The organism is Caldisericum insulae, from assembly GCF_047785965.1.
Classification (GTDB): Bacteria; Caldisericota; Caldisericia; order Caldisericales; family Caldisericaceae; genus Caldisericum; species Caldisericum exile_A.
In genome coordinates this window covers 75,529-88,439 of the sequence record NZ_JBLOBF010000003.1, presented here as the reverse complement: position 1 = coordinate 88,439, position 12,911 = coordinate 75,529, and the positions used below count along the sequence as shown (strand labels likewise).

Here is a 12,911-nt window from a genome sequence, read left to right as displayed (position 1 = left end):
CACTACCTCAAAATCTTTTCTAAATAAGCGTAGAGGTCTGTATTAAAAATTCTTTCATAGGCAATTTTAAACTGCGGATATGACTTTCCCTCAAGATATCGCAAATGAGATTCAATAGTTGTCATTTGTGCCTCTTTGTTAACTTCAAGGAAATATCGCTGTGAAGAATCAGGAATATCATCTTCCATTCCCTCGGGTATTGCAATAAGTCGTATAAAGTTTAAAACATCTTCTCTTGTGAGATTTAGGTTTTTGAAATTTCTTTCAATTTCTTCTGCAAGTGCCTCATCTTGTTCAAAAAAGTGAAGCGAAAACTTATCAAGAGTATCAATAGCATCCGCAAGATATGCGCCAAGTGCAGTACTTATATTGTAAAGCTTTCCCGAAACAAGCACTGCAAGATCATCGGAAACACCCAATCCTTTTTTGTGCCTTATATATTGGAACCTTATGTATGAATGTTTAAGGAAATCTACATTCGTTGGATCAATGATAAGCCCTACCCTTCGATACTCTTCAAGTTTATCTTCATGATCTCCATGCGCAAGCTGTTCGCCATCAAGCCCTAATTTTTCCATAACATGCATATCAACAAGATATGGTTTCCCGCCACCCATATTGAGGTTGAATTTTTGATTTGCAAGTTTCCTTGTTTCAAAATCATCCATAAAACCGCCAAGATATAGTCCTCTAAGAACTGATTCGGGATCCACCTCCACTTCTAAGAATAACGGACAACGCATAAGAGGTTCGCCTTTTTTGTTTACAAGATGTGTCCTTCTTTCGCCTTTCATTACAGATCTTGCATATTCATAGATTTCGTCAATTAAAAGCTGTCTTGAACTTCTAACAATGAAAGAATCCCTTCCAAGTGCAATTACAATATCATCAATTGTTGTATCGACAAATTTCTTCCCCTCAAAAGCTCCATCGCCATTGTGGGAATGTCCTTCAATTGTCTGCATGAAAAGCAAATCTTCAATTTCAGGTGATGTATATAAATCATGTTCTTTTTGCATTTTTCTAAAGTCTTTCCAAATTAATTCTCTTGGCGCAATTTTCATTTTTACCTCCTTATATTATTTTAATACTTTATTGCCCTTTTTATTACCCCACCAAGCACAATAATATCGTTGTCGTAAACAACAAGACTCTGTCCCTTTGTAACCGCAAACTGCTTCTCTAAAAATTCAACTTCGATTTGTCCATTTGTGTTTTTAACTACGCAATCAGCAGGCTTTGATTGGTATCGAACTTTTGCTTTGTAAATCCTATCAGGTTCTACTTCTTCAAGAAAATTTACCTCTGTTAATTCTGCCCCCTTGAATAGGCAATCTTCATAAGTACCAAGAACGACCGTATTTGTAATTGGGTCAGTATCTATAACATATAAAGGCTCCTTGTAAGAAACATTAAGACCACTTCTCTGTCCTATAGTATAGAATTGAACTCCTTTGTGCTTTCCTAAAATATTTCCAAATTTGTTAATGATATTTCCTTCTTTTTCTTTAAGGATTTCTTTAATAGTATCCTTTATGTTTCCCTTAACGAAACATAAATCTTCACTTTCTTTTGATTGGGGAAGATCCAATGATTCTGCAATTTTTTTTACTTCGCTTTTTAAGTAAGTCCCCAAGGGAAATATGATGTTCTTTAAATCCTCTTTTTTAAGGCGCCAAAGCATATAAGATTGGTCTTTTATGGGGTCAATTCCCTTTTTCAGGTGTAAATCTTCATTGCGAGCGTAATGTCCTGTTGCAAAGAGTCCATCACCAAAAAGCAATTTTGTTTTTTCAAAACCTATACCAAACTTTATTTTTTCATTACACACAGTACATGGATTAGGGGTAAAGCCTTCCTTTAAACTTTTAAAGAAGTACTCTTTTACAAGGACATTAAACTCTTCCGATACATCAATTTCGATAAAAGGTATCTCAAATTTTCTTGCAACAATCTCTGCATTAGAAATATTACAGCACCTTGACAAACTTTCATCTTTCTCTAATTTAAAGAAAACTGCAACAACATCATATCCCTGTTTTTTTAATAGGTATAGTGCAACAGAGCTGTCAACTCCTCCGCTTACTCCAACATAAACTTTCATATCTCAATTTTATAATCTTTTCACAAAAATTCAAAACATTTTGATTTTTAAAAACTTTTATTAAAATAAATTGTGAAACTTTACAATTGTGAAAAAAATAATGTAAGGAGGTACAAATGGAAATACCATTCGCAACAATTGAAAGATTGGCAATTTATGTAAGGTGCTTAAGACACCTTAAAGAACAGGGTATAAAAAAAATATCTTCATTTGAAATGGCTCAACATACAAGAACTACACCAGAGCAAGTTAGAAAGGATTTGTCATATTTTGGGAAATTCGGAAAAACTGGCGAAGGTTACGATGTTGAAAATCTTTTAAAGAAGCTTGAGAAAATTTTAAAAACTAAAAGAAAATGGAATGTTGCAATTATTGGAGCTGGTTCTTTAGGTACAGCCTTGTCCAAATACAGAGGGTTTAAAGAAGTTGGCTACGATGTTAAAGCCATGTTTGATATTGACCCAGAGAAAATTAACAAAAAAATAAACGGTGTTCCTGTGTATCATGTAGAAAAATTCTCTGAAATAACAGAAAAAGAAGGCATAGAGATAGCAATAGTTGCTGTTCCAGTTGAAGCAGTTTCTGATGTAGAAGAAGTTATAGTGAAGAGTAAAATTAAAGGAATTTTAAATTTCGTTCCGGTCACATTAAATCTTAAAACTCGAAGAAAAATTGTCGTCCTTGATGTTGACCTCACTCAGAAATTGTATATAATTTCATATCTAATTAAAAATAAATGGGAGGAATAGATGGATATTTTAACACTAAACTGTGGTAGCTCTTCAGTAAAATACCAACTTTATCGATGGAGCGAGAAAAGAATTTTAGCCAAAGGAATTGTTGAGCGAGTTACAATTGGTGGGTCTTTTATCAAACATGAAGTGCCAGGAAGAGAAACTGTAAAAATTGCAAGTGAATGCCCCACGCATAAAGAGGCAATCGAATTAATTTTAAAGACACTTGTAGATCAAGAACTTGGAGTTATAAAAGATGTAAAAGAAGTAAAAGCAGTAGGACATAGAGTTGTACACGGAGGAGAGAAGTTTAATAAATCTGTTCTAATTACTGACGAAGCATTAAGAACCTTTGAAGAACTTCAAGATCTTGCTCCCCTTCACAATCCACCAAATATCTTAGGTATCAAAGCAGCTATGAAGGTCCTTCCAGATGTCCCACACGTTGCAATTATGGACACTGCATGGCATCAAACAATGCCAGAGCATGCCTTTATTTATGCACTTCCAAGAGAGTGGTACGAAAAGTATCACATAAGAAGGTATGGTTTCCATGGAACTTCTTTTCTTTACGTTGCAAAAAGAGCAGCAGTGCTTTTAGGAAAAAATCCATTTGAAACCAATGTTGTAATTGCTCATCTTGGAAATGGTGCAAGTATTGATGCAGTTAAAAATGGTATTTCTGTTGATACAAGCATGGGCTTCACACCTCTTGAAGGACTTGTTATGGGAACGCGTGCAGGTGATCACGACGCTGCAATTGATCTTTACATGATGGATAAGTTGGGATTGTCTTCCAAAGAAATGAACGACATTTTAAATAAAAAGAGCGGAGTCTTTGGAATCACAAATGGAAAATATACCGATAGACGAGATATTAAAATTGCAGCAGAACAAGGCGATCCTCTTGCACAACTTGCAATAGATATTGAAACTTACAGGCTAAAAAAATATATTTCTGCATATATGGGAGTTTTAGGTAGAGTTGATGCAATTGTTTTTACTGCAGGCGTTGGCGAAATGGGTCCTATCTTCCGCGAAAAGGCACTTATAGGTCTTGAAAATTTTGGCGTTGTTATTGACAAGAAGAAAAATAATCTTTCCCTTACAAGAAACGCAGAAACTGATATTACAGGAGAGGGCTCTAAAGTAAGAGTTTTTGTAATTCCAACTGATGAGGAGCTTGTAATGACAGAGGATACTGTAGCTATTATGGAAGGGCGGTATGATGTACATACGAATTTTACTTATTCATTCCAAGATCCAAAATACAAGAATTTATTGAGAGAAGAAAATTTTGCAAAGGAAGTTGAGAAAAAACCAGATCTTGCAAACATTAGAGCAAAAATACCCGGAGTTGATTTTTAGAAAATAATTTGATAATTTTCCTCTAAGAGTATTTGGAGTTTAATTTTACTTCTTTAAAATGACATGTTCTATTTATTACTTGCAAAAATTGGTAAAGTAGGGTATAATAATTGCGGTTTGGAGAGATGGCCGAGTAGGCTGAAGGCACTCGCCTGCTAAGCGAGTGAGGGGCCTAAAACCCCTCCGCGGGTTCGAATCCCGCTCTCTCCGCCAGACTCCCTCCAAAAATCCTTTTTGGTCAACGGAGGAGCTTCCCCCTCTCCTCCGTAATAAAATCAGAGACAGGCGTTCCCCCTTGCCTGTCCAAAAGATGCACACCTCCTCGGGTCAGGTATCCCTCCGCCTGACCCGTTTTTTATTTTGAAAAGTTTAGTTATAATTAAGCGATGCTAAAAATTCTTGTAGCAACAAAAAACAAAGGAAAACTTAAAGAGATTCAAGAAATTCTTGGGGAAATACCTGTCAAATTAATTTCTCTTCCAGAAAATGCTCCTGATGTTGAAGAAACGGGCTCAACATACCTTGAAAATGCTCTTATAAAGGCAAAGACCTACGGGACAAAATACAAACTTATAACACTTGCAGATGATTCTGGTCTTGAAATTGATTCATTGAATGGACTTCCTGGAGTTTTTTCTTCAAGATATCTTGGTAAAGATATTCCATTTGAGGAAAAAATGAAAAACATTCTTGACCTTCTTAAAGATAAAGACAACCGAAAAGCACGCTTCAGGTGTGTAAGTGTACTCTACAATCCAGACGAAGATAAATTTGTAAGTTTTGAAGGTGTCGTTGAGGGAGAAATCTTAAAAGAAATTCGCTATGGGAACTCAGGCTTTGGATACGATCCAATCTTTAAACCTAACGGATTTGATAAAAGTTTCTCTCAATTAGGCACAGAAATAAAAAATAAGATAAGCCATAGGGCAAAAGCCTTAGCTCAAGTTAGAGATTACATTGAGAACAACTTATTAGGAGGAGACATGATTGAAATAAAAGTAAATGGTAAACGCCTTCCAGCAAACAAATATGTTTATTCAGTTTTTGAGAAAGTCATTCTGGCACTACTTTCTACCCTTAAAGACATTCCCGAGATTAAAACTGTTGAAATAAAAATAGATAAGAGCCAGGAACAACAAAATTAGTTTTTGCCACCGCTCATTTTAATTCTTCCCGCAATATCTACAATTACATAGTATTTCTTTGTGCCCAATGCATTTTGTATTTCAATAGTATCAAAACTGTTTGGCTGTCCTCTAAAATGGTTATCTTTCCCGCAATAAAACTCAAGATAATAGTATTCCTTTCCGTTTATCCAACCAAATGGTTTAAAAGGCTTATGTGCAGTAAACTTGAAATTATACTTAAGTTCTCTTTTTACAAAGTGTATACCATCGGGCATATCGTAAGGTGTATAGTGGACTATATTAAGTGGGTCTTTTTGAAATGTTTCAAACATATAAAAAGTCCTTGAGGAGGCCGGTTCTGTACAAAAATAGATTCGCAGATCTTGCTGGTATAAAATAGCCGACTCCTTAACTAATCTTAAATCTTGGACCATTTGCCACGAAACCTCCTCAAGCTCTCTACTCAACATAAAACTATTTAAGTAAGGTAAAGAAATTCCCAGTATAATTAAAGCAATTACTATTACAACTAATAACTCAATTAAAGAAAAACCAAATCTAATCCGCTTTTTGATATCCATATTATGGCTTGACTTTATTTGCAATATTTTCCTTCCACACAATTCTATACATTGGTGTTTTGTTAAAACCAGCCTGAGCAGTGTAAACTGTAGAGATATTGAATACCGTTCCATAGTAATACGTGACCCCATTGTAAGTATATTTGTAAGGATAGTTAGGATCATAATCAGGATCAGTTGGACTGATCTGAATCAGTTTATCTTTTGTTAGCGATCTTAAATAATTATTTATAGAAGGATCAGTTACAACTTCATATTTAACTTCCCATTGAACATCAGTTCTTGAATTCGTCGCTGGATAAAATGGAGGCGCACCAAAATCAAAAAGATTGTAATCATAATAAGTTTGTTGGATTTCATAACCCTTAACATAATCTCCATTTACCAAACACGGCGCATTATCAGTGCTCCACTCAGCTTGTGCACCATACCACTTTGCTAAATATTTTCCAGAGATATCCATTGGTCTCCAAGGATAGTCATCGGTTACACCAAATGAACCATGAACAGCCATCATTGCAGCATCTACCTCAAGCTGGGGATAATTCTTGAATGTTGAGTATGGAATATAAATATTATTGTATGCAACAAGCCCCAAAGCATCTGGACTACCGTTCACCGGCATATTTTTATCGGTACGAGGTGGAGTATTATATAAAATATTCCCGCCTATATAAATGTTCCCGCCTGAACCCACGGTTACTCTTCCTTTAATTGTTCCCGAAACTGTTGCATTTCCTTCAACATAAATTACGCCATTTGGAGGTAAATCTTTCTTAGTGCCATTAATAATGACCTTACCTGCATTATTTTCAACAACAAAAACTATAGTTGCGTTACCATTTATGTAGTAATCAGGCAGTGCTTTATCTTGCATTCCGCCATTTGGATCAGAAGGATTCCTAACAGGAGTTGAACCTTTTAATGCCAAATCTCCATTGGGCCATTGAGCTTGTGGATATCCATTTTTTGCATATCCAGAATTGTAAGCCCAGGAAAGATTTTTCTGATCAGGACCAAATCTTCCAGTACGTGCCCAATTAGCATCTATTGCCTGATCGTAAACTGTTCCCGATGCATACACCGGATCTTGTGCCCATCCTCCCATATAAAGATTACTATCAGATCTTATTATTCCCTTCGTCACCTCATATTTTCCAAAATATACTTTTGTATGATATAAACCAGAAAAATCACTGTAATAAACAGTTGTGGAATCTGCGTCAGTTTTCCTTCTATACCAATTCCCGTTTGCAAGTTGCTGCGTTATTGTGCTAGTACTAATTCCCAACTGACCTCTAACAGCATGTGTCTCAATACTTCTATAAATTTCAGGTTTGGAAAGATTGTATGCAGTTGCTTCTATAACCCATTTGTCAGGATTTCCCGGCCAATATTGAGTATTTGTATCCACTTCAAACCAGAGATTATCTTTTTTGTAATTCGGGTCAATTTCACTGATATTGTTGTATGTATCGCCTGTTGTTAAATTCTTAATCGTTCTACTTTTGATATCACCGTCAGGTCCCACAGATGCAACAGAAGCAATCTTATTATTTAAAGGATCCCAAACTGCAAACCATACATTATCATCCGCCTTAAAAAGATAAGTAGAAACATTGTTAATAATCGCATTGTAAGAACCGATCGGATCATCTAAACTCGGCACACCACCATTTAATTCAGAAAGTCTTACTGCTATCGCATAATCCCTTGTTTTTATTAAAGCTTCTTGTTGATCATTATCATTTACCACTGGGGCATTATATGGAAAACTAAACGTATTAATGGTATTAAGAATATTTTCAACAGCAGAATCTGCAACAACAAGTGCTCTATCAGATATTGCCTCTCCAGAAGTTGTAAAATTACGGGTAGTAGTTGAAGAGAATAACATTAAAACAGGTATCATCATTAAGACCCCCATAAGCACGGCAAAAATCATTGAAAAGCCTTTTCTTGTAATCATTTAACTCACCTCCTATTGTTTTAAAGTTACTTGTATCATTCTAATGAATCTTTTCCCTTCTCTTGAAGTAGGGTCCTTAAGAAACGCTTCCACAATTATTTGAAAAACTTTAGGTGAATAACTTGGTCTTATTACGGCAAAATTAGTTATCACCTGTTCTGTAATGGGTTGAGATGTTATTCCACTCCATTTTGTTCCGTCCCAAATTTCGTTAGAGTATAGTACTTCGCAAGGTTCGTAAATTCTACTTAGCCAATAATTCTTGGGAACTCCTGCATAATTTCCGTTAGATGTAGGAACACCTAAGGTATAGGTTATTCTATGTTTCACACCAGAACTATCCAGAATATAAAACCGGAGAATTGGAGAAGCATTCGGAAGAAATGAGTAATAATCATGAACTGAGTCAAGAGGATATGGCGTTACAATATCTGATAAATCTCTTTTGGAGTCACTATTTGGATTGTATTGAGGAAAATCAACACCAGAAAATCCAGTTCCATCATCTAAAGTTGACGCTTGCATAAGTTCTTTCTTAAGCTGAGAAAGAAATGTATCTATATTTTCCTGAATATTTTGATTTACTGAAATATATCTTGCAAAGGCATTTATATAAGAAAAAGATGATAAACCGATATAAAGTAGAATAAGCATTATAACCATTGACACCATGAGCTCAATAAGGGTGAATCCTCTTCTTCTCATTAGCTCCCTCCATAAACAGTAAGTTTTGTTTTTGTCTGGTAAGACTTTTCTAATTTTCCTTCCATCCAATATACAGTTACTTCTACATCAAACCACTGGACATGGTCTGGATCGTTTACTTTTTGTTTTCTTGCAACAACTTTTGTTAAAACTCTAAAACCATTGTAATCAGTTGTTTTAGAAAATAAAGAACCATCATTTGTAAAATATGGTGTATAGTTTGGATTTCTTCCGTCAGTAAATGCGTTGGCTTTCACATAAATCTTTGGTATATAGTTTAAACCTGGATTGAAGAAATTTATTTTGTTTGGATTTGGTGCTCCATTTATAGTTGCACTTAGAGGGAACCTCACAACAATTGGATTAGAAGTCACTCTATCATAGTATTTGCCGGAGGAAGTAAAAAGGTTTGCATCTTCTAAAGATGGATTCGAGTCTATAATATAGCCATTTTCACCAAGAGAGACGAAACCTTGAAGCGAGAAATAAAATGCAGAAGGTTTATCATTATATTTGCCGTTTGGTGTTATTGGATTGACATTAATCGAGAGAGGATTACCATAATTATCAATAAGACCAGGTAAAGGATGATTTTCATCGTTACCAAAAAGATTTACATCAAAGCCAAGATTGTTGTCATATGTTACGTTTCTTGACCTTATATAATCAATTACATAGTTAGCAATGTCTTTAGCTTCTTGAAAGCTTTCTTTCCTTTTTTCTGAAACATTCATAGAAATAGCAACAGTAGTCACAGCAACAACAATAAAGGTAACAATAACAATTGAGATCATAGTTTCGATAATGGTAAATCCCCTTCTCCTTTTATTCATTTTTTTCACCTACCTTTTAACCCAATCAATAGATACGCTCCCCAATTTCGAAATGTAGATGCCTAATATTTTGGTCTCGTTGTTATTAGAAAGAAATATGCCATAATTTTTATCTTTACTGTAATAATTAGGATTCCCGAAATTATTAAATACTATTGAAACATAAGTAAGTGGCGGAGATAAAATGGTTGTAGTATCATCAGATTTAGCTAAATAAATCCTTTTTATTTTTATATTTGAAGGAAGAACAATTTTCTCTACTTTTCCTGTTATTGAATTTGTATTAGGATCAAAACGTGCATTTATATCTTTCTCTACATAATAAGTATTCAATTGAGGGAAAAAATAAATTTCAAAATTCCCAGAACTTTGTGAAGTACTGTAAGTTATTGCCTTGTTTTGAGCATAGAGTAAGCTTTGCTGTATTTGAACTCCTGCGTTGTAAAGATTCTTTTCAACTAAAACGTTAGGCATAATAGACATCGAAACTCCAATTAATATCATTAACACCACTATTACTGTCAATAGTTCTATAAGAGTAAAGCCTTTTTTAGAACGGTGTAGCATTGATAAAATCATCTATTGAAATTTTCCTCCATGCATTTCCCGATTGTTCTGCAGAAGTAATGATGTTTTGGACACTGCCGGAACTTCCAGGCGTCCCAACAATGCTTAAATTTGACATATCAACGGGTCTATAATACACATTATAAGTTCCGTTAAGATTAACTGCTCCTTTAGAGACAAGAGCTCCATACAGATCAAAAGTTCCGCCTCCCGTGAAACTGCCTGTGGTATAGAAAATGCCTTTTAATAAAGCATTACCGTTTGCAAGTTCCACATTTCCGTTTACAAGCATTGCAAGTGCTCCGTCATTATCTATAGTAGAGTTTCCGTTTATTATGAGGTTGCCGTTTATTACAATAGTTCCTTGAAGCTTAACATTGCCGTTTATATGTACATCTCCTTCAACAAAATAGACTATATTTTTAGCATAACTCTTTAGTTGCTGCCATTTAGCAACATCAAGTCCTGCAAATAAACCTGATTTATTGGATAAGTCGTTATAGAATGCTGCAATTTGGTTGATTGTTGAATTGTAAGTTGGACCAAGATAAGAAACAATTATAGACTTTACTATTGGATCTGTTGTATTGGGAAATCCCGAAACGCTTCCGTCGTAAGGCTTTTGACCAGTTTTGAATGCAAGTGCAAAAGCTTTGTAGTAATCAGTATTTAGCATCGGAAACTCAATAGGATTCTGACCCGGTTTTGCACCAACCTGCGCAACACCTTTTCCTGTAATCTGTCCCACTGCATATGCTGTGCCTCCGCCGTATGTTGGATCGTAAGCAATTCTTATCTTGCCTTTTGCAGGTCCCAGATCAATATTGCCATTTGCAAACACATTACCTGCAACTTCTTGAGCATTGCCGTTAAATGCAATGTCCGACCCAGAGAAAATTCCGTAATTAAAAACTGCAGAATTTGGCATAACTTGTGTTGCAGGAATTGTTTTCTTGTGATATGTTACAGCCATCTCAGTATAAACAGCGGATTGCGATACAATTTGACCATTCTGTTTTACCATACCGAGAGCATAAATACCAATAAAAATCGTCTTATCGCCGTCTAACCCTGTATCAGGATCCCAACCATTAACATCGCCTTTGCTCAATCTTTTAATCTTTGCTTTATAGTATGTATCAGGACTTGAAGAAAGTGATGCTTCGTTTAACTCTAAAATATATCCTGCACCATTTCTTACAATTGATTTGACATTATCCACCGTAAGATAGTGATAAACATTTGGGGGGTTTATAACATTATTTCCTAAATCTGCATTTCTTAAATCAAAAGCAATTTGAGATACACATGCTTCCGCTGCAGTCAAGGCTCTTTGGGAAGTAGATTGTGCATTAGAAATTGCTTTTTCTGGAACTACCTTCAACACTATCCCAATGATTGATGTTAAAACTAAAGCACTTATTAATATTACAGTTATTAAAGCAACTCCTTTTCTTCTAATATTCATAATATTCACCTCCTTATGGTGATTGTTCATTCGAATTTCTTGAAAAAATCAAAGATGTATACGATACACTTTGTTCTTTTCCAAAATAATTAATTTTCCCAACCATTATTACTACAACCTTCCCACCCTGTCTTACAAAATACAACTTCACAAGTTGCTTCATATATTCTGTTACTGGCTCTCCAATTGAAGTAGGATTTGTTCCATGAGGATACTTCACCTTATAGACAGCATTACCATTATTGGTTTGTTCCATCCTGTATCTAATATCCCAAGTGTTTGTTCCATCATAGTATGTAAAAATAAGTTCTTCTCCCATAGCATTTCCTGTGTTTAAACTGTCATTTGGCTTAAGAATTATATCAAAATTAGCATCGTTAGGTTTACTTGCCTGCATTAAGTCTCCAGTTATTTTTGTAAGTGCATATCTAAAATTCTGTTGAAGCGTCATCTCCTGATCATAATAGGTTCTTATCCTGAGAAAACTTGAAATCCCAGAAAATGCAAGGGAAAAGATTATTAAAAGTATAGCAAGAGAAACTACAACCTCAATAATCGTAAAACCCCTACGGTGTTGTCTGACTTCTTGCATAGCTTTTTTCTCCTGTAACCATTACGCTTTTTTGATTATTCCCTACCATCCAATACACAATAATTTTTATTTCATAGATTTTGTTTCTTAGGTCAGTAATCGTAGGAGTTTTGTCAATAATGATAATCCTTTTTGTATAGTGAGGATATACTTCCTTATGCAAGATAATGGTAAAATCATAGTAAGATTGATTAGTAATTGTATCTACCCTTAATCTAGGTGCAATCTCAATGTTTGGTGGAAGCATAATACCACTTGTATCTGGGACTGGCGGAGGATTTGTTGCGGTTCCGGTCTCTGATTCGATACCGCAAACATTAAGAATATGTTCTACTCTATATGAACCATCCATTGGATAATACTTATTAGTCGTAGGATCGTATTGAATAGAGTCATAGACGTTGTTATATGTAGTCCCATAGTCTATAAAATATGGAGAACTTGGTGGTGGTGGTGAAGATGGCTTTTGAGGATAATTAGGCGCATCATATGTAACAGTAGTGGGGAATTGACCACCCTTTATTAAGGAATCTATAACAGAAATAGAAAGACTCTTTACATCTTCTAATTGAAGTTGTGCTAAATTTAAACCAATTGACTTGTATCTTAAATCCTTTACAAAAGAGTAGTAGGAATAATAACCATAAAGGAGAGCAGTAGTTACAACAGCAAATATAGTAACTGCAATAATCACTTCAATTAGACTAAACCCCTTCTTCTTTTTCATTAAACTCCTTCCCATTTTAACTTCTCAAACATTATACTATTATTTTGAAAAATATTAAAACAAAAAAATTTTTTGTCAATAGAACAAAATATGATTATTGAGAGTATAATTTAGATAGAAGTTCAAATTCTTTTAT

At 34.8% G+C, this 12,911-nt stretch carries 13 protein-coding genes, 1 tRNA gene and 1 pseudogene; 4 read left to right on the top strand and 11 right to left on the bottom strand.

Annotated features, from left to right (window positions below; genetic code table 11):
- Nucleotides 1-2: 2 nt before the first annotated feature.
- On the bottom strand, nt 3-1,064 hold the full coding sequence (locus tag ACMV0E_RS03420) for a hypothetical protein (protein ID WP_416084966.1): 1,062 nt from the start codon (nt 1,062-1,064) through the stop codon (nt 3-5).
- A 20-nt stretch (nt 1,065-1,084) separates the two neighbouring features.
- Nucleotides 1,085-2,104: a tRNA 2-thiouridine(34) synthase MnmA gene (gene mnmA, locus ACMV0E_RS03415; protein WP_416084965.1), complete on the bottom strand. Its 1,020-nt coding sequence runs from the start codon at nt 2,102-2,104 to the stop codon at nt 1,085-1,087.
- 116 nt (nt 2,105-2,220) lie between these two features.
- Here mnmA and ACMV0E_RS03410 point away from each other — a divergent pair, with 116 nt between their 5' ends.
- The 4 genes from ACMV0E_RS03410 (at nt 2,221) to rdgB (ending at nt 5,351) form a co-directional block, all read left to right on the top strand.
- Nucleotides 2,221-2,853: a redox-sensing transcriptional repressor Rex gene (locus ACMV0E_RS03410; RefSeq protein WP_416084964.1), complete on the top strand. Its 633-nt coding sequence runs from the start codon at nt 2,221-2,223 to the stop codon at nt 2,851-2,853.
- Nucleotides 2,854-4,206 (top strand): acetate kinase, encoded by a 1,353-nt coding sequence (locus ACMV0E_RS03405; RefSeq protein ID WP_416084963.1) that lies wholly within the window; start codon nt 2,854-2,856, stop codon nt 4,204-4,206.
- Nucleotides 4,207-4,325: 119 nt separating this feature from the next.
- Nucleotides 4,326-4,419, top strand: a tRNA-Ser gene (locus tag ACMV0E_RS03400).
- Nucleotides 4,420-4,592: 173 nt separating this feature from the next.
- Nucleotides 4,593-5,351 carry an RdgB/HAM1 family non-canonical purine NTP pyrophosphatase gene (gene rdgB / locus ACMV0E_RS03395; protein WP_416084962.1) on the top strand — a complete coding sequence of 253 codons (759 nt, stop codon included), beginning with the start codon at nt 4,593-4,595 and terminating at the stop codon, nt 5,349-5,351.
- Here the strand turns inward: rdgB and ACMV0E_RS03390 are convergent.
- The 9 genes and pseudogenes from ACMV0E_RS03390 to ACMV0E_RS03350 all read right to left on the bottom strand — a co-directional run bounded on the left by ACMV0E_RS03390 (nt 5,348) and on the right by ACMV0E_RS03350 (nt 12,775).
- The gene (locus ACMV0E_RS03390; RefSeq protein WP_416085035.1) at nt 5,348-5,665 is read right to left on the bottom strand and encodes a hypothetical protein; all 318 of its coding nucleotides are present in this window, start codon (nt 5,663-5,665) and stop codon (nt 5,348-5,350) included. The two genes, rdgB and ACMV0E_RS03390, sit on opposite strands and share 4 nt — an antisense overlap.
- A 165-nt stretch (nt 5,666-5,830) precedes the next feature.
- Nucleotides 5,831-5,914 (bottom strand): annotated as a pseudogene (locus tag ACMV0E_RS03385) (prepilin-type N-terminal cleavage/methylation domain-containing protein); the annotation flags it as partial.
- Nucleotide 5,915: 1 nt separating this feature from the next.
- The gene (locus ACMV0E_RS03380; RefSeq protein WP_416084961.1) at nt 5,916-7,883 is read right to left on the bottom strand and encodes a hypothetical protein; all 1,968 of its coding nucleotides are present in this window, start codon (nt 7,881-7,883) and stop codon (nt 5,916-5,918) included.
- A 12-nt stretch (nt 7,884-7,895) separates the two neighbouring features.
- On the bottom strand, nt 7,896-8,588 hold the full coding sequence (locus ACMV0E_RS03375; RefSeq protein WP_416084960.1) for a PilW family protein: 693 nt from the start codon (nt 8,586-8,588) through the stop codon (nt 7,896-7,898).
- Nucleotides 8,588-9,421, bottom strand: a complete 834-nt coding sequence (locus ACMV0E_RS03370; protein ID WP_416084959.1) for a prepilin-type N-terminal cleavage/methylation domain-containing protein — start codon at nt 9,419-9,421, stop codon at nt 8,588-8,590. The genes ACMV0E_RS03375 and ACMV0E_RS03370 overlap by 1 nt, the downstream gene beginning before the upstream one ends.
- 9 nt (nt 9,422-9,430) lie before the next feature.
- Nucleotides 9,431-10,000 carry a prepilin-type N-terminal cleavage/methylation domain-containing protein gene (locus tag ACMV0E_RS03365; RefSeq protein WP_416084958.1) on the bottom strand — a complete coding sequence of 190 codons (570 nt, stop codon included), beginning with the start codon at nt 9,998-10,000 and terminating at the stop codon, nt 9,431-9,433.
- Nucleotides 9,972-11,456 carry a hypothetical protein gene (locus ACMV0E_RS03360; protein ID WP_416084957.1) on the bottom strand — a complete coding sequence of 495 codons (1,485 nt, stop codon included), beginning with the start codon at nt 11,454-11,456 and terminating at the stop codon, nt 9,972-9,974. Before ACMV0E_RS03360 ends, ACMV0E_RS03365 begins: the two co-directional genes overlap by 29 nt.
- 13 nt (nt 11,457-11,469) lie before the next feature.
- A complete protein-coding gene (locus ACMV0E_RS03355; RefSeq protein WP_416084956.1) occupies nt 11,470-12,048 on the bottom strand; it encodes a PulJ/GspJ family protein in 579 nt (192 codons plus the stop codon).
- The gene (locus ACMV0E_RS03350) at nt 12,023-12,775 is read right to left on the bottom strand and encodes a type IV pilus modification PilV family protein (RefSeq protein WP_416084955.1); all 753 of its coding nucleotides are present in this window, start codon (nt 12,773-12,775) and stop codon (nt 12,023-12,025) included. The genes ACMV0E_RS03355 and ACMV0E_RS03350 overlap by 26 nt, the downstream gene beginning before the upstream one ends.
- Between the last annotated feature and the right edge of the window lie 136 nt (nt 12,776-12,911).